Here is a 16457-nt window from a genome sequence, read left to right as displayed (position 1 = left end):
TCGCGACTGATGAAAATTATCATTCTGGGCGCAGGGCAAGTTGGCGGTACGCTGGCTGAAAACCTGGTCGGAGAGAACAACGATATCACGGTAGTCGATACCAATGGTGAGCGCCTGCGCAGCCTGCAGGACAAGTTTGATCTCCGCGTCGTGCAAGGGCACGGTTCACATCCTCGCGTACTGCGTGAAGCTGGAGCCGACGATGCCGATATGCTGGTTGCCGTAACCAGCTCAGATGAAACAAATATGGTTGCCTGCCAGGTAGCTTATTCACTGTTTAATACACCTAATCGCATCGCCCGTATTCGTTCACCGGATTACGTTCGTGATGCGGATAAGCTATTCCAATCCGATGCGGTACCTATCGATCACCTGATTGCGCCTGAGCAACTGGTTATCGATAGCATTTATCGACTAATTGAGTACCCTGGTGCGTTGCAGGTGGTAAATTTTGCCGAAGGTAAAGTCAGTCTGGCGGTGGTCAAAGCCTATTACGGCGGGCCATTGATCGGCAATGCACTGTCGACAATGCGTGAACATATGCCGCACATTGATACCCGCGTGGCGGCGATTTTCCGTCATGACAGACCGATCCGTCCGCAAGGTTCTACCATTGTTGAAGCGGGTGATGAAGTCTTCTTTATCGCAGCATCACAGCATATTCGCGCCGTAATGAGCGAATTGCAGCGTCTGGAAAAACCGTACAAACGCATTATGTTAGTAGGCGGCGGTAATATCGGCGCGGGTCTGGCACGTCGTCTGGAAAAAGATTACAGCGTCAAACTGATCGAACGTAATCAACAGCGAGCATCCGAACTTGCAGAGAAACTGCAAAATACGATCGTCTTTTTTGGTGATGCTTCGGATCAAGAGTTACTGGCCGAAGAACATATCGATCAAGTTGATCTGTTCATCGCAGTGACCAACGATGATGAAGCGAATATCATGTCGGCGATGCTTGCCAAACGGATGGGTGCCAAGAAAGTGATGGTGTTAATCCAACGCAGAGCATACGTCGATCTGGTGCAAGGTAGCGTGATCGATATTGCTATTTCACCGCAGCAGGCGACCATCTCCGCGCTGCTCAGTCACGTACGTAAAGCTGACATTGTCGGTGTTTCTTCACTACGCCGTGGCGTCGCGGAAGCCATTGAAGCCGTCGCACACGGGGATGAAACAACATCTCGGGTTGTGGGACGTTCAATTGATGAAATTAAACTTCCCCCTGGAACCATTATTGGTGCGGTAGTGCGAGGTAACGACGTGATGATAGCCAATGACAACCTGCGTATTGAGCAGGGTGATCACGTTATCATGTTCCTGACAGACAAAAAGTTTATTACTGACGTCGAACGGCTATTCCAGCCAAGCCCCTTCTTCCTGTAAATATTCGGGCGCTTATGTAGCGCCCATTATATTTCCCTTTACTTTTCATGGTCTAATAAATTTTCCTTTCAGCAATACATAAATGGAAAATGTCTTAACATTTGTTAAACTTATAAACGTCAGCTGCATAGGGAGAATAAAATGAGCATTATTAAAGAGTTTCGCGAATTCGCGATGCGCGGGAATGTTGTCGATTTGGCAGTGGGTGTCATTATTGGTGCGGCATTCGGTAAGATTGTTTCATCGCTGGTTGCCGATATCATCATGCCGCCGCTGGGATTGTTAATTGGTGGGATCGATTTTAAACAGTTTGCTTTGACATTACGCGATGCGCAGGGAGACATCCCGGCTGTCGTTATGCATTACGGTGTATTTATTCAGAACGTATTTGATTTCATTATTGTGGCGTTTGCTATCTTTATGGCAATCAAACTGATCAACAAACTGAATCGTAAAAAAGCGGAAGAGCCGGCTGCACCGCCAGCTCCCTCGAAAGAAGAAGTATTGCTGAGTGAAATTCGTGACCTGCTGAAAGAACAGAATAATCGTTCTTAAACGCTCACTGAAACAAGAAGGCCAGTGGTAAAAAAGTGATTCACTTTCTTGCCACTGGCCTCCCAGTTACCCCGATTGCCATGTTTACCTTTACGCAGGTAACTACCTTTCCCTTTTTTATTTTTCTCAACTCGCTGCCTGAACAGTGGATCATGCAGTAGCGCCTCAATGGCGTTGTCCTTTATCTGCCCTTTGGTGTGCTGATAACGACTCATAATATCTCCAGTTTGTAATAATTTACGCCGCGAGTGTAGACCTGACCGTTCAATAAATCAACAGCCTGATGTTGTTCCGCTGGCGCCTTGTTCAAGAGCTTCAAGGATAGAGCAGTAAACGCTGCTATGTGCCTTTCCACAGCATGCATCATTCAATCGCTGCAACGATCGTTGCATCGTTTGAAGTTCGGCTATACGGGCTTCGACTTCCTGCAATCTTTCCTGAACAATCCCTTTTGATTCCTGGCAGGTATGGTGCTCTGGGTCGACACGGATCGAAAGTAATTCACGGATAGACTCAAGCGTAAAGCCTAGCTGTCTCGCGTAACGAATAAACTTCAGCCGTTGCAGATCGCTTTCTGTATAGAGGCGAAACCCACCTTCTGTACGTATTTCATGTTCCATCATCTGCTGCTTTTCATAGTAGCGGATAGTATCAGGCGTCACGTCAGCCAGTTTCGCTAATTCTCCAATACGGTACATGCTCTCTCCGCTAATCGTCATTGATCTTCTGTAGCAGCTTATCTGCATATTCACCGTGTAAAAACTCGGTGCTGACTCCAGCCTGTCGGAGTTTGAGTTCCAGTAGTGACAGTCTTCGACTTACCTCCTGATAACCAGGATCATCTTTGCGGATCCCTGCGAGTAATTCAAGCAGCTGTATTGCCTCTCTGCGCTGCTCAAGCTCAGGAGGAAGACAGCCTGCATTTTTTAATAAACGGAATCCGGCTCGCAGTTCCGGCGGAACATGGGAATCGTCATCAAGAACCAACGGCTCACCTGCACCAGGCAAACCATCAAACTCACCTTTAGACTGTGCATCAATAATATGCCGCTCTGCCCACTGGTCCAGTAACCACATACAACACTCCAGGGGATGAACAAAAAGAATACAGATATTGTAGATAAGTGGGGATATGACGGATATAAAAAAACCCGCCGAGGCGGGTTTTTTTACGTTACTACAGATTACTCTGCAGCAGCTTCTGTTTTCTCTGAACGATCAACCAGCTCGATGTATGCCATCGGCGCGTTGTCGCCTGCACGGAAACCACACTTCAGAATGCGAGTGTAACCACCGGCGCGGCTCGCGAAACGCGGGCCCAGTTCGTTAAACAGTTTTGCCACGATCTCGTTATCACGAGTGCGGGCGAATGCCAGACGACGATTAGCTACGCTATCAGTCTTGGCAAGAGTAATCAGCGGCTCAACTACGCGACGCAGCTCTTTCGCTTTCGGCAGAGTCGTCTTGATGATTTCATGACGAACCAGTGAACCTGCCATATTGCGGAACATAGCCTGGCGATGGCTGCTGTTGCGGTTCAGTTGACGACCACTCTTACGATGGCGCATGACCTTATCCTTCTCAGTAAAACCTTAACCTGTGATCCGGTTACTCGTCAGCGATGCTTGCCGGTGGCCAGTTTTCCAGGCGCATGCCCAGAGACAGTCCACGGGAAGCCAGCACGTCTTTAATCTCAGTAAGAGATTTTTTACCAAGGTTAGGCGTCTTAAGAAGCTCAACCTCAGTACGCTGTACCAGATCACCGATATAGTGGATAGCTTCTGCTTTGAGGCAGTTAGCAGAGCGGACAGTCAATTCCAGATCGTCAACAGGGCGCAGCAGGATCGGATCGAATTCTGGTTTCTCTTCTTTAACTTCCGGCTGACGAACATCACGTAAGTCAACGAAAGCTTCAAGTTGTTCAGCCAGAATGGTTGCCGCACGACGAATCGCCTCTTCAGGATCGATTGTGCCGTTGGTTTCCATTTCGATGACCAGCTTGTCCAGGTCGGTACGCTGTTCTACACGCGCTGCTTCAACATTGTAGGCAATACGCTCTACAGGGCTGTAGCATGCGTCGACCAGCAGACGGCCGATTGGGCGCTCATCTTCTTCCGAATGAATTCGGGTAGAAGCCGGCACATAACCACGACCGCGCTGAACTTTGATGCGCATGCTAATAGATGCGTTCTCATCGGTCAGGTGGCAGATCACGTGCTGTGGCTTGACGATTTCGACATCCCCATCATGGGTAATGTCGGCTGCAGTCACAGGGCCAATGCCAGATTTATTCAAGGTAAGAATAACGTCATCTTTACCCTGAACTCTCACCGCCAGCCCTTTCAGGTTGAGCAGGATTTCCAGGATATCTTCCTGAACGCCTTCTTTGGTGCTGTACTCATGTAGTACACCATCAATCTCAACCTCGGTCACCGCGCAACCCGGCATCGATGAGAGCAGAATACGGCGCAGTGCGTTACCCAAAGTATGGCCAAAGCCACGCTCTAAAGGCTCAAGGGTCACCTTGGCGTGCGTCGAACTCACTTGCTCGATATCTACCAGGCGCGGTTTTAGAAACTCTGTCACAGAACCCTGCATTGTGTCCTCTCTTTGGTACTAAGCTTTACTTGGAGTAAAGCTCGACGATCAGGTGTTCGTTAATGTCCGCAGACAGATCAGAACGCTCCGGCTTACGCTTGAACGTACCTTCCATCTTGCCAGCATCAACTTCCAGCCAGGTTGGCTTTTCACGCTGCTCAGCCAGCTCCAGAGCGGCTTTCACGCGAGACTGCTTCTTCGCTTTCTCACGAATGCTAACAACGTCATTCGGACTAACCTGATAAGAAGCGATGTTAACAACACGACCGTTTACCATAATTGCTTTATGGCTGACCAGCTGACGTGCTTCTGCACGAGTGGCACCGAAGCCCATACGGTATACAACGTTGTCCAGACGACCTTCCAGCAGACCCAGCAGGTTTTCACCGGTGTTGCCTTTCAGACGTGCTGCTTCTTTGTAGTAGTTACGGAACTGACGCTCCAGCACACCGTAGATACGGCGAACTTTTTGCTTTTCACGCAACTGCACACCATAGTCAGACAGACGCGGTTTACGCGCACCGTGCTGGCCAGGAGCTTGTTCAATTTTACACTTGGTATCGATCGCGCGAACGCCAGACTTAAGGAATAAGTCAGTGCCCTCACGACGGCTCAGCTTGAGCTTAGGACCCAAATATCTTGCCATTTTCTTTCTCCAACAATCCTAGAAACGACAGCGTTATACGCGACGTTTTTTCGGCGGACGACAACCGTTATGAGGGATCGGAGTCACATCAGTAATATTAGTGATGCGGAAACCAGCGGCGTTCAGAGCACGAACAGTAGATTCGCGACCTGGACCCGGTCCTTTGACCATAACTTCCAGATTCTTGATACCGTATTCTTTTACGGCTTCAGCGCAACGCTCTGCTGCAACCTGAGCTGCAAACGGAGTGGATTTGCGAGAACCACGGAAACCGGAACCACCGGCTGTTGCCCAACCCAGTGCGTTACCCTGACGATCAGTAATGGTAACGATGGTGTTGTTAAAAGAAGCATGGATATGAGCCACGCCGTCAGAGACTTGTTTTCTTACACGTTTACGTGCACGAATTGGTGCCTTTGCCATTATTCAATCACCCCGATTATTTCTTGATCGGTTTGCGCGGACCCTTACGGGTACGTGCGTTGGTCTTGGTACGCTGACCGCGAACCGGGAGACCACGACGATGACGCAAACCGCGATAGCAACCAAGGTCCATAAGGCGCTTGATGCTCATGCTAACTTCACGGCGCAGATCACCTTCAACGACAAATTTGGCAACTTCGTCACGCAGCGTGTCGATTTGTTCTTCAGACAGCTCACTGATCTTAACATCTTCAGCGATACCCGCGGCAGCCAGAATGGCTTTAGAACGGGTCTTGCCGACGCCGTAGATCGAAGTTAATGCGATCACAGCATGTTTCTGATCAGGAATGTTAATGCCTGCTATACGGGCCACTATGCACTCCTACTATTTAATATGTACGCACCATGCTGAAAAGCCCGTTTTCAGGATACTCAAATGGAAACGCACAGACATACAAAAGATTGGCTGGCTAATCTAGCCAGCTCAACCCAACTTTGCAAGAAAAATATGCGAATAAATCAGCCTTGGCGCTGTTTATGCTTCGGCTCGGCACTGCAAATCACACGGATGACACCATCACGCTTAACGATTTTGCAGTTACGGCATAATTTCTTGACGGAAGCACGAACTTTCATTTTTACTCTCCGTAACTTCTCGGGCGACTGTTAACGGCCGTAGCCTTTCAGATTCGCCTTCTTCAATGCAGACTCGTACTGACTTGACATCATCAGAGTTTGCACTTGAGCCATAAAGTCCATAATCACGACAACAACGATAAGCAGTGAGGTCCCACCGAAGTAGAACGGTACTTTCATTGCATCACGCATGAACTCCGGGATCAGGCAGATAAAGGTAATGTAGAGCGCACCAACCAAAGTCAGGCGGGTCATTACTTTATCGATATACTTCGCCGTTTGCTCTCCCGGACGAATTCCTGGTACAAATGCACCGGACTTCTTCAGGTTATCTGCTGTTTCACGCGGGTTGAAAACCAACGCCGTGTAGAAGAAACAGAAGAATATGATTGCAGACGCATAGAGTAACACATAAAGCGGTTGCCCAGGCTGCAAATACAGCGAAATTGTTGTCAGCCAGTTCCAACCAGTCCCGCCCCCGAACCATGACGCGATGGTCGCCGGGAACAGAATAATACTGGAAGCGAAGATTGCCGGGATTACCCCCGCCATATTCACTTTCAGCGGTAAATGTGTGCTCTGTGCAGCATAGACACGACGACCTTGCTGACGTTTCGCGTAGTTTACCACAATGCGGCGTTGACCACGCTCAACAAATACAACAAAGAACGTCACTGCGAATACTAATACTGCAACCAACAGCAACACGAGGAAGTGCAGGTCGCCTTGACGCGCTTGCTCGATAGTATGGGCAATGGCTGGCGGGAGTCCCGCGACAATACCGGCGAAGATAATGATTGAGATACCGTTGCCGATACCACGTTCAGTAATCTGTTCACCCAACCACATCAGGAACATCGTCCCTGTAACCAGACTTACAACAGCGGTGAAATAGAATGCAAAGCCTGGGTTCATCACCAGGCCCTGCATACCAGGCATATTCGGCAGACCGGTAGCAATACCGATCGACTGGAATATAGCCAGCACCAGAGTACCGTAGCGGGTGTACTGGCTGATCTTACGACGACCAGACTCCCCTTCTTTCTTAATTTCTGCCAGCGTTGGATGAACCACCGTCAGCAACTGGATAATGATCGACGCCGAAATATACGGCATGATCCCCAGAGCAAAGATAGAAGCACGGCTGAGTGCACCACCAGAGAACATGTTAAACATTTCAATGATGGTGCCTCGCTGTTGCTCAAGCAGTTTGGCAAGTACAGCGGCATCAATACCAGGGATCGGAATGAAAGAGCCAATACGGAACACAATCAGCGCGCCGATTACAAACAGCAGTCTGCGTTTCAGCTCGCCTAAGCCACCTTTGGCACTTTGAAAATCTAATCCCGGTTGTTTAGCCATCTGCTACTTATTCCTCGATTTTACCGCCAGCAGCTTCGATAGCAGCACGAGCGCCTTTAGTAACACGCAGGCCACGAACAGTTACCGGAGTAGTGACTTCACCAGCCAGGATCACTTTCGCGAACTCGATCTGGATACCGATAATGTTAGCTGCTTTCAGCGTGTTCAGGTCTACAACACCGCCTTCAACTTTAGCCAGGTCAGACAGACGAACTTCGGCTGTAATCGCTGCTTTACGTGAAGTGAAGCCGAATTTCGGCAGACGACGGTACAGAGGCATCTGACCACCCTCGAAACCGCGACGTACGCCACCGCCAGAACGAGACTTCTGACCTTTGTGACCACGACCACCGGTTTTACCGAGGCCAGAACCGATACCACGACCCAGGCGGCGAGCCGCTTTTTTAGAGCCTTCGGCCGGAGACAGAGTATTTAAACGCATCTCTTACTCCTCAACTTTAACCATGAAGGAAACCGCGTTGACCATACCACGAACAGCAGGAGTATCCTCGCGCTCTACGGTGTGACCAATACGACGTAGACCCAGGCCAAGCAGCGTTGCCTTGTGTTTCGGCAGACGACCGATTGCACTGCGGGTTTGAGTAATTTTAATAGTCTTTGCCATGGTTTATTTCCCCAGAATTTCTTCAACGGATTTACCACGCTTGGCAGCGACCATTTCCGGAGATTTCATATTTTCCAGACCATCGATAGTTGCACGAACCACGTTAATCGGGTTAGTGGAACCATACGCTTTAGCCAGAACGTTACGAACTCCAGCGACTTCCAGAACGGCGCGCATTGCACCACCGGCGATGATACCGGTACCTTCGGAAGCCGGCTGCATGAATACACGAGAACCCGTGTGAGTACCCTTAACCGGGTGCTGCAGGGTGCCGTGGTTCAGCGCGACGTTAATCATATTGCGACGGGCTTTTTCCATCGCTTTCTGGATCGCTGCTGGAACTTCACGCGCTTTACCGTAACCAAAACCAACGCGACCGTTACCATCACCAACTACAGTCAGAGCTGTGAAGGAGAAAATACGACCACCTTTAACGGTTTTAGATACGCGGTTAACCGCGATCAGCTTTTCCTGCAGTTCGCCAGCTTGTTTTTCGATGTGAGCCATCTTACACCTCTACCTTAGAACTGAAGGCCAGCTTCACGGGCAGCATCTGCCAGTGCCTGGACACGACCATGATATTGGAACCCGGAACGGTCAAAAGAAACATCTTTGATGCCTTTTTCCAGAGCGCGTTCAGCAACAGCTTTACCTACAGCTGCAGCAGCGTCTTTGTTACCGGTGTACTTCAATTGTTCAGCGATAGCTTTTTCTACAGTAGAAGCAGCTACCAGAACTTCAGAACCGTTCGGTGCAATTACCTGTGCGTAAATATGACGCGGGGTACGATGTACCACCAGGCGAGTTGCACCCAGCTCCTGGAGCTTGCGGCGTGCGCGGGTCGCACGACGGATACGAGCAGATTTCTTATCCATAGTGTTACCTTACTTCTTCTTAGCCTCTTTGGTACGCACGACTTCGTCGGCGTAACGAACACCCTTGCCTTTATAAGGCTCAGGACGACGGTAGGCGCGCAGATCTGCTGCAACCTGACCGATCAGCTGTTTATCAGCGCCTTTCAGCACGATTTCAGTCTGAGACGGACATTCTGCAGTGATTCCCGCAGGCAGCTGATGGTCAACTGGGTGAGAGAAACCTAAAGCCAGGTTTACTACATTCCCTTTAACCGCTGCACGATAACCTACACCAACCAGCTGAAGCTTCTTAGTGAAGCCTTCGGTAACACCGACAACCATTGCATTCAGCAGGGCACGCGCGGTACCAGCCTGAGCCCATCCATCTGCGTAACCATCACGCGGACCGAAGGTCAGTGCATTATCTGCATGATTTACTGCAACAGCATCGTTGAGAGTACGAGTCAGCTCGCCGTTTTTACCTTTGATCGTAATAACCTGACCGTTGATTTTTACATCAACGCCGGCAGGAATAACGACCGGTGCTTTAGCAACACGAGACATTTTTTCCTCCGATTAGGCTACGTAGCAGATAATTTCGCCACCAAGACCAGCCTGGCGCGCTGCACGATCAGTCATAACACCTTTAGAGGTAGAAACAACTGCGATACCCATGCCAGCCATAACTTTCGGCAGCTCGTCTTTACGCTTATAAATGCGCAGACCTGGGCGACTGACACGCTGAATGCTTTCTACAACAGCTTTACCCTGGAAATACTTGAGAGTAAGTTCCAGTTCCGGCTTGGTGTCGCCTTCAACTTTAAAATCTTCAATAAAACCTTCTTCCTTCAGCACGTTGGCAATTGCCACTTTCAGCTTGGAGGAAGGCATGGTGACCGCAGCTTTATTCGCGGCCTGACCGTTACGGATACGGGTCAGCATATCCGCGATCGGATCTTGCATGCTCATCTGTCTTTACTCCCGTGATTCAATTGGTAATTACCAGCTAGCCTTTTTCAAGCCTGGTACTTCACCGCGCATGGCGGCTTCACGCAGTTTGATACGGCTCAACCCGAACTTGCCCACATAGCCATGCGGACGACCTGTTTGACGGCAGCGGTTACGCTGACGGGACGGGCTGGAATCACGCGGCAGAGACTGCAGCTTGAGAACTGCGTTCCAACGATCTTCGTCGGTCGCGTTCACATCAGAGATAATAGCTTTCAGTTCAGCGCGTTTTGCGAAGTACTTATCAGCTAAAGCTACGCGCTTTACTTCGCGTGCTTTCATTGATTGCTTAGCCATTCAGTAACCCTACCTTACTTGCGGAACGGGAAGTCAAAGGCAGCCAGCAGAGCACGGCCTTCTTCGTCAGATTTCGCAGTAGTGGTAATGGTAATATCCAAACCACGCACGCGGTCGACTTTATCGTAGTCGATTTCTGGGAAGATGATCTGCTCACGGACACCCATGCTGTAGTTACCACGACCGTCGAAAGACTTAGCGGACAAGCCACGGAAGTCACGGATACGTGGAACAGCAATAGTGATCAGGCGCTCAAAGAACTCCCACATGCGTTCGCCACGCAGAGTTACTTTACAGCCGATCGGATAGCCCTGACGGATTTTGAAGCCTGCAACTGATTTGCGTGCTTTGGTGATCAGCGGTTTTTGACCGGAGATTGCTGTCAGGTCAGCTGCTGCGTTATCCAGCAGTTTCTTGTCAGCGATCGCTTCACCAACACCCATGTTCAGGGTGATCTTCTCGACCCGAGGGACTTGCATGACAGAATTGTAGTTAAACTCAGTCATGAGTTTAGCGACTACTTCGTCTTTGTAGTAATCATGCAGTTTCGCCATCGTACTACTCCAAATTACTTGATAGTTTCGCTGTTAGATTTGAAGAAACGGACTTTTTTGCCGTCTTCGAATCTAAAGCCTACACGGTCAGCCTTGCCGGTTGCCGCGTTGAAGATAGCAAGGTTAGAGATCTGAATAGCTGCTTCTTTCTCTACGATGCCGCCTGGTTGGTTCAGGGCCGGAACCGGCTTCTGATGTTTCTTAACCAGGTTGATACCTTCAACAATGACCTTGCCGGAAGACAGGACATTCTTAACTTTACCGCGTTTACCTTTATCTTTACCGGTTAACACGATAACTTCGTCATCACGACGGATCTTCGCTGCCATGATTCGCTCCTTAGAGTACTTCTGGTGCCAGAGAGATAATTTTCATGAACTTCTCGTTACGAAGTTCACGAGTTACCGGCCCAAAAATACGCGTACCGATAGGTTGCTCGCTGTTATTGTTTAAAATAACGCATGCATTACCATCGAAGCGAATGACAGAACCGTCCGGGCGACGAACACCCTTCTTGGTGCGCACCACTACCGCCTTCAGCACATCACCTTTTTTGACCTTACCACGCGGAATTGCTTCCTTGATGGTGATCTTGATGATATCGCCGACGCCTGCGTAGCGACGGTGCGAGCCACCCAGAACCTTGATACACATTACGCGACGTGCACCGGAGTTGTCGGCGACGTTCAGCATAGTCTGTTCTTGGATCATTTTAGTGCTCCGCTAATGTCAACTACTACTGAGACCCGAAAATCAGGTCGTTAAAAAAGCCCCATATCGGGGGCGCGGCATTATAACACCGCTTCAACGATATGGGTAGAAAAAATAAACGGCTCATCGCTGAGCCGTTTATTCGTTGAGAATGCCTACTGTATTACAGAACGGCTTTCTCTACAACGCGAACCAGCGTCCAGGACTTAGTCTTGGACAGCGGACGGCATTCGCGGATTTCAACCACGTCACCAGTACCGCATTCGTTGTTCTCGTCATGTACGTGCAGTTTGGTCGTACGCTTAATGAATTTACCGTAGATCGGGTGTTTCACAAAACGTTCGATAGCAACAACGATGGATTTCTCCATTTTATCGCTAACAACGCGACCTTGCAGAGTACGGATTTTATCGGTCATTACGCACCCGCCTTCTCAGTCAGTAAAGTCTTAACGCGTGCGACGTCACGACGCACTTGCTTCAACAGGTGAGACTGTTGCAGCTGGCCACTTGCAGCCTGCATACGCAGGTTGAACTGCTCACGCAGCAGATTCAGCAGCTCGGTGTTCAGCTCTTCAACACTCTTCTCACGCAGCTCTTTTGCTTTCATTACATCACCGTCTTAGTTACAAAGGTGGTTTTAATCGGCAGTTTCGCTGCTGCCAGCTTGAATGCTTCACGGGCCAGCTCTTCCGGTACGCCGTCCATTTCATACAGGACTTTACCCGGCTGAATCAAGGCAACCCAATACTCCACGTTACCTTTACCTTTACCCATACGCACTGCCAGCGGCTTTTCAGTGATCGGTTTGTCCGGGAATACACGGATCCAGATCTTACCTTGACGCTTAACTGCACGGGTCATAGCACGACGTGCTGCTTCGATCTGACGGGCAGTCAGACGACCACGGCCAACAGCTTTCAGACCGAAGCTGCCGAAGCTAACATCCGCGCCAGCAGCCAGACCGCGGTTACGGCCTTTGTGCATTTTACGGAATTTTGTACGCTTTGGTTGTAACATCAGCGACGCTCCTTATTTACGGCCTTTACGCTGCTGCTTTTTAGGTTGCGCAGCCGGTTTTTCCGGTTGTTCAACAGCAGCCATACCACCCAGGATCTCGCCTTTGAAGATCCACACTTTAACGCCGATTACACCGTAAGTGGTGTGCGCTTCAGAGGTGTTGTAGTCGATGTCAGCACGCAGAGTGTGCAGAGGTACGCGACCTTCGCGGTACCATTCGGTACGTGCGATTTCCGCGCCGCCCAGACGGCCGCTAACTTCAACTTTGATACCTTTAGCGCCCAGACGCATTGCGTTCTGTACAGCACGCTTCATAGCACGACGGAACATAACGCGACGTTCCAGCTGAGAAGTGATGCTGTCAGCAACCAATTTTGCGTCCAGTTCAGGCTTACGCACTTCGGCGATATTGATCTGAGCAGGAACGCCAGCAATATCCGCTACGACTTTGCGCAGTTTTTCTACGTCTTCGCCTTTCTTACCGATAACGATACCCGGGCGAGCGGTGTGAATGGTCACACGGATGCTCTTAGCCGGACGCTCGATAACGATACGAGATACAGACGCTTTAGCCAGTTCCTTAGTCAGGTACTGACGTACTTTAAAATCGCTGTCCAGGTTGTCAGCGAATTCTTTGGTGTTCGCAAACCAGGTTGAGTTCCATGGTTTTACAATACCCAGGCGAATACCATTAGGATGTACTTTCTGACCCATTGCTAGTCTCCAGAGTCTCAGCGATCGGACACAACCACAGTAATGTGGCTGGTGCGCTTCAGGATGCGATCTGCACGACCTTTTGCACGCGGCATAATGCGCTTCATGCTCGGGCCTTCGTCTACGAAAATTTTCGTAACTTTCAGATCGTCAATGTCAGCGCCATCGTTGTGTTCAGCGTTAGCAATGGCAGATTCCAGGACTTTCTTAACCAATACAGCCGCTTTCTTATTGGTGTAGGTCAGAATATCCAGAGCCTGCGACACTTTCTTACCGCGAATCAGGTCTGCAACAAGGCGAACCTTCTGAGCAGAAGAACGAGCATGGCGATGTTGAGCTAAAGTTTCCATCTCTTCCTCCTACCTTATTTCTTCTTCGCTTTTTTATCAGCAGCGTGGCCGCGATAAGTACGAGTCGGTGCGAATTCACCCAGTTTGTGACCGACCATTTCGTCGGAAACAAATACCGGAACGTGCTGACGACCATTATGGACAGCGATGGTCAAACCGATCATGTTAGGAAAGATCGTTGAACGACGGGACCAAGTGCGCAGGGGCTTCTTGTCTCCGCTTTCCACCGCTTTCTCTACCTTCTTCAGCAAGTGCAGGTCAATAAAAGGACCTTTCTTGAGAGAACGTGGCATGGCTTATCCTCTAAAATTATTTGCTACGGCGACGTACGATGAATTTATCAGTACGCTTGTTGCTGCGGGTCTTCTTACCTTTGGTCTGAACGCCCCACGGAGTTACCGGGTGCTTACCAAAGTTACGACCTTCACCACCACCATGTGGGTGATCGACTGGGTTCATCGCAGTACCGCGAACGGTAGGACGAACACCACGCCAGCGTGCAGCACCTGCTTTACCCAGAACGCGCAGCATATGCTCAGCATTGCCAACTTCGCCCAGAGTCGCACGGCAATCTGCTTCGACTTTACGCATTTCACCAGAACGCAGACGCAGGGTGACATAAGCACCATCACGAGCAACGATCTGAACGTAAGTACCAGCGGAACGTGCCAGCTGACCGCCTTTACCTGGTTTCATTTCTACGTTATGAACGGTAGAACCAACCGGGATATTGCGCATCGGCAGGGTGTTACCTGCTTTGATTGCAGCATCAACGCCAGATTGAATCTGGTCGCCAGCTTTCAGGCCTTTAGGGGCCAGAATGTAACGGCGTTCACCGTCTTTGTACAGAACCAGCGCGATGTTCGCGGAGCGGTTCGGATCGTACTCAAGACGTTCAACAACTGCCGGGATACCGTCTTTGTTGCGTTTGAAGTCAACAATACGATAAGCCTGCTTGTGACCACCACCGATGTGACGAGTGGTGATGCGGCCATTGTTGTTACGACCACCGGATTTGCTGTTTTTTTCAACCAGCGGAGCAAAAGGTTTGCCCTTGTGCAGCTCTGGGTTGACCACTTTAACAACGTGGCGACGACCCGGAGATGTCGGTTTACATTTAACAACTGCCATTGTATTACTCCTCCGACTTACTCAGCGCCGCCGACGAAGTCCAGATTCTGGCCTTCCTTCAGGGTGACGTAAGCTTTTTTCCAGTCGCTACGACGACCGATACGCTGTCCGTGACGTTTAACTTTCCCTTTAACTACCAGGGTGTTAACGACTTCGACTTCGACTTCAAACAGTTTCTGCACAGCAGCTTTGATTTCTGCTTTAGTCGCGTCTTTAGCAACTTTGAGAACGATGGTGTTAGTTTTTTCCATCGCAGTAGACGCTTTTTCAGAAACGTGCGGTGCGCGCAGCACTTTCAGCAGACGTTCTTCACGAATCATGCCAGCATCTCCTCAACTTGCTTAACAGCATCAGCAGTCATTACGACTTTGTCGAAGGCGATCAGGCTAACCGGGTCGATACCCGTTGCATCGCGAACGTCAACCTTGTGCAGGTTACGTGCTGCGAGGAACAGATTTTCGTCCAGCTCACCGGTGATGATCAGCACATCTTCCAGAGCCATGTCTTTCAGTTTCTGTGCCAGCAGCTTAGTTTTAGGCGCTTCAACAGAGAATGATTCGACAACGATCAGACGATCCTGACGTACCAGTTCGGACAGAATGCTTTTCAGCGCGCCGCGGTACATCTTTTTGTTAACTTTTTGACTGTGGTCCTGTGGACGAGCAGCGAAGGTCACGCCACCTGAACGCCAGATCGGGCTCTTGATAGAACCTGAACGCGCACGGCCGGTACCTTTCTGGCGCCACGGCTTTTTGCCTGAACCAGTTACTTCAGCACGAGTCTTCTGAGCACGAGTACCCTGACGAGCACCAGCTGCATAAGCAACAACAACCTGGTGAACCAGCGCTTCGTTGAAATCACGACCGAAGGTAGTTTCGGAAACAGTCAGCGCGCTCTGCGCGTCTTTCAATACTAATTCCATTGCTATCCCCTTACGCCTTCACAGCTGGTTTAACGATCAGGTCGCAACCGGTCGCACCCGGAACACCACCTTTAACCAGCAGCAGGTTGCGCTCAGCGTCAACACGTACTACGTCCAGGCTCTGAACGGTTACACGTTCGTTGCCCAGCTGACCTGCCATTTTCTTGCCTTTGAACACTTTGCCCGGAGTCTGGTTCTGACCGATAGAACCCGGAACGCGGTGAGACAAGGAGTTACCGTGAGTAGCGTCCTGGGTACGGAAGTTCCAGCGCTTAACGGTACCAGCGAAACCTTTACCTTTAGAGGTACCGGTTACGTCAACTTTTTTAACGTCAGCAAACAGTTCAACGCTAATGTTCTGACCAACGGTGTATTCTTCACCATCTGCCAGACGGAACTCCCACAGGCCACGGCCAGCTTCTACGCCAGCTTTAGCAAAGTGGCCAGCTTCCGGCTTAGTTACGCGGTTAGCTTTTTTAGCACCGGTGGTAACCTGAACAGCGCGATAGCCATCGTTAGCCAGATCTTTAACCTGAGTAACGCGGTTTGCTTCAACTTCGATAACGGTTACTGGGATAGATACGCCATCTTCAGTGAAGATGCGGGTCATACCCACTTTTTTACCGACTAAACCAATCATTGTATCAACCTCTCAATCGCTCGATG

At 50.0% G+C, this 16457-nt stretch carries 32 protein-coding genes; 2 read left to right on the top strand and 30 right to left on the bottom strand.

Features of this window, described 5'->3' with window-relative positions; all coding sequences use genetic code 11:
* Positions 1-9: 9 nt before the first annotated feature.
* Together trkA and mscL are read left to right on the top strand one after the other, a co-directional pair.
* The gene (trkA, locus tag I6L54_RS03435; RefSeq protein ID WP_003031153.1) at positions 10-1386 is read left to right on the top strand and encodes a Trk system potassium transporter TrkA; all 1377 of its coding nucleotides are present in this window, start codon (positions 10-12) and stop codon (positions 1384-1386) included.
* A gap of 141 nt (positions 1387-1527) precedes the next feature.
* Positions 1528-1941 carry a large-conductance mechanosensitive channel protein MscL gene (gene mscL / locus I6L54_RS03430; RefSeq protein WP_003031152.1) on the top strand — a complete coding sequence of 138 codons (414 nt, stop codon included), beginning with the start codon at positions 1528-1530 and terminating at the stop codon, positions 1939-1941.
* Here the strand turns inward: mscL and arfA are convergent.
* The 30 genes from arfA to rplC all read right to left on the bottom strand — a co-directional run bounded on the left by arfA (position 1938) and on the right by rplC (position 16431).
* Entirely contained in the window at positions 1938-2156 is a 219-nt protein-coding gene (gene arfA, locus I6L54_RS03425; protein WP_040232015.1) for an alternative ribosome-rescue factor ArfA, read from the bottom strand. The genes mscL and arfA overlap by 4 nt on opposite strands.
* Before the next feature lie 57 nt (positions 2157-2213).
* Complete coding sequence (zntR, locus tag I6L54_RS03420; protein ID WP_005134075.1) at positions 2214-2639, bottom strand: Zn(2+)-responsive transcriptional regulator; 426 nt, start codon at positions 2637-2639, stop codon at positions 2214-2216.
* Positions 2640-2649: 10 nt separating this feature from the next.
* On the bottom strand, positions 2650-3018 hold the full coding sequence (locus tag I6L54_RS03415; protein ID WP_040232014.1) for a DnaJ family domain-containing protein: 369 nt from the start codon (positions 3016-3018) through the stop codon (positions 2650-2652).
* A gap of 107 nt (positions 3019-3125) precedes the next feature.
* A complete protein-coding gene (rplQ, locus tag I6L54_RS03410; protein ID WP_001216370.1) occupies positions 3126-3509 on the bottom strand; it encodes a 50S ribosomal protein L17 in 384 nt (127 codons plus the stop codon).
* 40 nt (positions 3510-3549) lie between these two features.
* A complete protein-coding gene (locus I6L54_RS03405; protein ID WP_003031139.1) occupies positions 3550-4539 on the bottom strand; it encodes a DNA-directed RNA polymerase subunit alpha in 990 nt (329 codons plus the stop codon).
* Positions 4540-4564: 25 nt separating this feature from the next.
* Positions 4565-5185: a 30S ribosomal protein S4 gene (gene rpsD, locus I6L54_RS03400; RefSeq protein ID WP_003031138.1), complete on the bottom strand. Its 621-nt coding sequence runs from the start codon at positions 5183-5185 to the stop codon at positions 4565-4567.
* A gap of 33 nt (positions 5186-5218) precedes the next feature.
* On the bottom strand, positions 5219-5608 hold the full coding sequence (gene rpsK / locus I6L54_RS03395) for a 30S ribosomal protein S11 (RefSeq protein WP_003031137.1): 390 nt from the start codon (positions 5606-5608) through the stop codon (positions 5219-5221).
* A 16-nt stretch (positions 5609-5624) separates the two neighbouring features.
* Complete coding sequence (rpsM, locus tag I6L54_RS03390; protein WP_003031135.1) at positions 5625-5981, bottom strand: 30S ribosomal protein S13; 357 nt, start codon at positions 5979-5981, stop codon at positions 5625-5627.
* A gap of 146 nt (positions 5982-6127) precedes the next feature.
* A complete protein-coding gene (gene rpmJ, locus I6L54_RS03385) occupies positions 6128-6244 on the bottom strand; it encodes a 50S ribosomal protein L36 (protein ID WP_000868187.1) in 117 nt (38 codons plus the stop codon).
* A 30-nt stretch (positions 6245-6274) separates the two neighbouring features.
* Positions 6275-7606 (bottom strand): preprotein translocase subunit SecY, encoded by a 1332-nt coding sequence (gene secY / locus I6L54_RS03380; protein WP_001118864.1) that lies wholly within the window; start codon positions 7604-7606, stop codon positions 6275-6277.
* A 7-nt stretch (positions 7607-7613) separates the two neighbouring features.
* Positions 7614-8048: a 50S ribosomal protein L15 gene (rplO, locus tag I6L54_RS03375; protein ID WP_003031132.1), complete on the bottom strand. Its 435-nt coding sequence runs from the start codon at positions 8046-8048 to the stop codon at positions 7614-7616.
* Between the two features lie 3 nt (positions 8049-8051).
* A complete protein-coding gene (gene rpmD / locus I6L54_RS03370) occupies positions 8052-8231 on the bottom strand; it encodes a 50S ribosomal protein L30 (protein WP_001140434.1) in 180 nt (59 codons plus the stop codon).
* A gap of 3 nt (positions 8232-8234) precedes the next feature.
* Positions 8235-8738: a 30S ribosomal protein S5 gene (gene rpsE, locus I6L54_RS03365; protein ID WP_003031131.1), complete on the bottom strand. Its 504-nt coding sequence runs from the start codon at positions 8736-8738 to the stop codon at positions 8235-8237.
* Between the two features lie 14 nt (positions 8739-8752).
* The gene (gene rplR, locus I6L54_RS03360) at positions 8753-9106 is read right to left on the bottom strand and encodes a 50S ribosomal protein L18 (protein WP_000358960.1); all 354 of its coding nucleotides are present in this window, start codon (positions 9104-9106) and stop codon (positions 8753-8755) included.
* A gap of 9 nt (positions 9107-9115) precedes the next feature.
* Positions 9116-9649 (bottom strand): 50S ribosomal protein L6, encoded by a 534-nt coding sequence (gene rplF / locus I6L54_RS03355; RefSeq protein WP_003031129.1) that lies wholly within the window; start codon positions 9647-9649, stop codon positions 9116-9118.
* Positions 9650-9661: 12 nt separating this feature from the next.
* The gene (gene rpsH, locus I6L54_RS03350) at positions 9662-10054 is read right to left on the bottom strand and encodes a 30S ribosomal protein S8 (protein WP_003031127.1); all 393 of its coding nucleotides are present in this window, start codon (positions 10052-10054) and stop codon (positions 9662-9664) included.
* 30 nt (positions 10055-10084) lie between these two features.
* The gene (gene rpsN, locus I6L54_RS03345; protein ID WP_003031125.1) at positions 10085-10390 is read right to left on the bottom strand and encodes a 30S ribosomal protein S14; all 306 of its coding nucleotides are present in this window, start codon (positions 10388-10390) and stop codon (positions 10085-10087) included.
* Between the two features lie 14 nt (positions 10391-10404).
* Positions 10405-10944 carry a 50S ribosomal protein L5 gene (gene rplE / locus I6L54_RS03340; protein WP_003031123.1) on the bottom strand — a complete coding sequence of 180 codons (540 nt, stop codon included), beginning with the start codon at positions 10942-10944 and terminating at the stop codon, positions 10405-10407.
* A 14-nt stretch (positions 10945-10958) separates the two neighbouring features.
* Positions 10959-11273, bottom strand: a complete 315-nt coding sequence (gene rplX, locus I6L54_RS03335) for a 50S ribosomal protein L24 (protein ID WP_003031122.1) — start codon at positions 11271-11273, stop codon at positions 10959-10961.
* A gap of 10 nt (positions 11274-11283) precedes the next feature.
* Positions 11284-11655 carry a 50S ribosomal protein L14 gene (gene rplN, locus I6L54_RS03330; RefSeq protein ID WP_000613954.1) on the bottom strand — a complete coding sequence of 124 codons (372 nt, stop codon included), beginning with the start codon at positions 11653-11655 and terminating at the stop codon, positions 11284-11286.
* Between the two features lie 163 nt (positions 11656-11818).
* Positions 11819-12073: a 30S ribosomal protein S17 gene (gene rpsQ, locus I6L54_RS03325; protein ID WP_003031120.1), complete on the bottom strand. Its 255-nt coding sequence runs from the start codon at positions 12071-12073 to the stop codon at positions 11819-11821.
* The gene (gene rpmC, locus I6L54_RS03320) at positions 12073-12264 is read right to left on the bottom strand and encodes a 50S ribosomal protein L29 (RefSeq protein ID WP_000644742.1); all 192 of its coding nucleotides are present in this window, start codon (positions 12262-12264) and stop codon (positions 12073-12075) included. The genes rpsQ and rpmC overlap by 1 nt, the downstream gene beginning before the upstream one ends.
* Positions 12264-12674, bottom strand: a complete 411-nt coding sequence (rplP, locus tag I6L54_RS03315) for a 50S ribosomal protein L16 (protein ID WP_000941208.1) — start codon at positions 12672-12674, stop codon at positions 12264-12266. Before rplP ends, rpmC begins: the two co-directional genes overlap by 1 nt.
* Before the next feature lie 12 nt (positions 12675-12686).
* Positions 12687-13388: a 30S ribosomal protein S3 gene (gene rpsC, locus I6L54_RS03310; protein WP_000529945.1), complete on the bottom strand. Its 702-nt coding sequence runs from the start codon at positions 13386-13388 to the stop codon at positions 12687-12689.
* A 17-nt stretch (positions 13389-13405) separates the two neighbouring features.
* Entirely contained in the window at positions 13406-13738 is a 333-nt protein-coding gene (rplV, locus tag I6L54_RS03305; protein ID WP_000448832.1) for a 50S ribosomal protein L22, read from the bottom strand.
* A gap of 14 nt (positions 13739-13752) precedes the next feature.
* Complete coding sequence (rpsS, locus tag I6L54_RS03300; protein ID WP_001138115.1) at positions 13753-14031, bottom strand: 30S ribosomal protein S19; 279 nt, start codon at positions 14029-14031, stop codon at positions 13753-13755.
* A 16-nt stretch (positions 14032-14047) separates the two neighbouring features.
* The gene (gene rplB, locus I6L54_RS03295) at positions 14048-14869 is read right to left on the bottom strand and encodes a 50S ribosomal protein L2 (protein ID WP_000301869.1); all 822 of its coding nucleotides are present in this window, start codon (positions 14867-14869) and stop codon (positions 14048-14050) included.
* 17 nt (positions 14870-14886) lie between these two features.
* A complete protein-coding gene (rplW, locus tag I6L54_RS03290) occupies positions 14887-15189 on the bottom strand; it encodes a 50S ribosomal protein L23 (RefSeq protein WP_000617546.1) in 303 nt (100 codons plus the stop codon).
* Positions 15186-15791, bottom strand: a complete 606-nt coding sequence (gene rplD / locus I6L54_RS03285; RefSeq protein ID WP_003031119.1) for a 50S ribosomal protein L4 — start codon at positions 15789-15791, stop codon at positions 15186-15188. Before rplD ends, rplW begins: the two co-directional genes overlap by 4 nt.
* Positions 15792-15801: 10 nt before the next feature.
* Positions 15802-16431, bottom strand: a complete 630-nt coding sequence (gene rplC / locus I6L54_RS03280; protein ID WP_003031117.1) for a 50S ribosomal protein L3 — start codon at positions 16429-16431, stop codon at positions 15802-15804.
* Between the last annotated feature and the right edge of the window lie 26 nt (positions 16432-16457).

This window comes from Citrobacter pasteurii, from assembly GCF_019047765.1.
Classification (GTDB): domain Bacteria; phylum Pseudomonadota; class Gammaproteobacteria; order Enterobacterales; family Enterobacteriaceae; genus Citrobacter; species Citrobacter pasteurii.
The sequence above is the reverse complement of the archived record's forward strand: the minus strand, read 5'-3'. Positions and strand labels throughout refer to the sequence as shown.

What these genes read in the sequence shown, in the direction of transcription:
- trkA (WP_003031153.1), top strand. Translation starts at nt 10, where the DNA reads ATGAAAATTATCATTCTGGGCGCAGGGCAAGTTGGCGGTACGCTGGCT.
- mscL (WP_003031152.1), top strand. Translation starts at nt 1,528, where the DNA reads ATGAGCATTATTAAAGAGTTTCGCGAATTCGCGATGCGCGGGAATGTT.
- arfA (WP_040232015.1), bottom strand. Translation starts at nt 2,156, where the DNA reads ATGAGTCGTTATCAGCACACCAAAGGGCAGATAAAGGACAACGCCATT.
- zntR (WP_005134075.1), bottom strand. Translation starts at nt 2,639, where the DNA reads ATGTACCGTATTGGAGAATTAGCGAAACTGGCTGACGTGACGCCTGAT.
- I6L54_RS03415 (WP_040232014.1), bottom strand. Translation starts at nt 3,018, where the DNA reads ATGTGGTTACTGGACCAGTGGGCAGAGCGGCATATTATTGATGCACAG.
- rplQ (WP_001216370.1), bottom strand. Translation starts at nt 3,509, where the DNA reads ATGCGCCATCGTAAGAGTGGTCGTCAACTGAACCGCAACAGCAGCCAT.
- I6L54_RS03405 (WP_003031139.1), bottom strand. Translation starts at nt 4,539, where the DNA reads ATGCAGGGTTCTGTGACAGAGTTTCTAAAACCGCGCCTGGTAGATATC.
- rpsD (WP_003031138.1), bottom strand. Translation starts at nt 5,185, where the DNA reads ATGGCAAGATATTTGGGTCCTAAGCTCAAGCTGAGCCGTCGTGAGGGC.
- rpsK (WP_003031137.1), bottom strand. Translation starts at nt 5,608, where the DNA reads ATGGCAAAGGCACCAATTCGTGCACGTAAACGTGTAAGAAAACAAGTC.
- rpmJ (WP_000868187.1), bottom strand. Translation starts at nt 6,244, where the DNA reads ATGAAAGTTCGTGCTTCCGTCAAGAAATTATGCCGTAACTGCAAAATC.
- secY (WP_001118864.1), bottom strand. Translation starts at nt 7,606, where the DNA reads ATGGCTAAACAACCGGGATTAGATTTTCAAAGTGCCAAAGGTGGCTTA.
- rplO (WP_003031132.1), bottom strand. Translation starts at nt 8,048, where the DNA reads ATGCGTTTAAATACTCTGTCTCCGGCCGAAGGCTCTAAAAAAGCGGCT.
- rpmD (WP_001140434.1), bottom strand. Translation starts at nt 8,231, where the DNA reads ATGGCAAAGACTATTAAAATTACTCAAACCCGCAGTGCAATCGGTCGT.
- rpsE (WP_003031131.1), bottom strand. Translation starts at nt 8,738, where the DNA reads ATGGCTCACATCGAAAAACAAGCTGGCGAACTGCAGGAAAAGCTGATC.
- rplR (WP_000358960.1), bottom strand. Translation starts at nt 9,106, where the DNA reads ATGGATAAGAAATCTGCTCGTATCCGTCGTGCGACCCGCGCACGCCGC.
- rplF (WP_003031129.1), bottom strand. Translation starts at nt 9,649, where the DNA reads ATGTCTCGTGTTGCTAAAGCACCGGTCGTTATTCCTGCCGGCGTTGAT.
- rpsH (WP_003031127.1), bottom strand. Translation starts at nt 10,054, where the DNA reads ATGAGCATGCAAGATCCGATCGCGGATATGCTGACCCGTATCCGTAAC.
- rpsN (WP_003031125.1), bottom strand. Translation starts at nt 10,390, where the DNA reads ATGGCTAAGCAATCAATGAAAGCACGCGAAGTAAAGCGCGTAGCTTTA.
- rplE (WP_003031123.1), bottom strand. Translation starts at nt 10,944, where the DNA reads ATGGCGAAACTGCATGATTACTACAAAGACGAAGTAGTCGCTAAACTC.
- rplX (WP_003031122.1), bottom strand. Translation starts at nt 11,273, where the DNA reads ATGGCAGCGAAGATCCGTCGTGATGACGAAGTTATCGTGTTAACCGGT.
- rplN (WP_000613954.1), bottom strand. Translation starts at nt 11,655, where the DNA reads ATGATCCAAGAACAGACTATGCTGAACGTCGCCGACAACTCCGGTGCA.
- rpsQ (WP_003031120.1), bottom strand. Translation starts at nt 12,073, where the DNA reads ATGACCGATAAAATCCGTACTCTGCAAGGTCGCGTTGTTAGCGATAAA.
- rpmC (WP_000644742.1), bottom strand. Translation starts at nt 12,264, where the DNA reads ATGAAAGCAAAAGAGCTGCGTGAGAAGAGTGTTGAAGAGCTGAACACC.
- rplP (WP_000941208.1), bottom strand. Translation starts at nt 12,674, where the DNA reads ATGTTACAACCAAAGCGTACAAAATTCCGTAAAATGCACAAAGGCCGT.
- rpsC (WP_000529945.1), bottom strand. Translation starts at nt 13,388, where the DNA reads ATGGGTCAGAAAGTACATCCTAATGGTATTCGCCTGGGTATTGTAAAA.
- rplV (WP_000448832.1), bottom strand. Translation starts at nt 13,738, where the DNA reads ATGGAAACTTTAGCTCAACATCGCCATGCTCGTTCTTCTGCTCAGAAG.
- rpsS (WP_001138115.1), bottom strand. Translation starts at nt 14,031, where the DNA reads ATGCCACGTTCTCTCAAGAAAGGTCCTTTTATTGACCTGCACTTGCTG.
- rplB (WP_000301869.1), bottom strand. Translation starts at nt 14,869, where the DNA reads ATGGCAGTTGTTAAATGTAAACCGACATCTCCGGGTCGTCGCCACGTT.
- rplW (WP_000617546.1), bottom strand. Translation starts at nt 15,189, where the DNA reads ATGATTCGTGAAGAACGTCTGCTGAAAGTGCTGCGCGCACCGCACGTT.
- rplD (WP_003031119.1), bottom strand. Translation starts at nt 15,791, where the DNA reads ATGGAATTAGTATTGAAAGACGCGCAGAGCGCGCTGACTGTTTCCGAA.
- rplC (WP_003031117.1), bottom strand. Translation starts at nt 16,431, where the DNA reads ATGATTGGTTTAGTCGGTAAAAAAGTGGGTATGACCCGCATCTTCACT.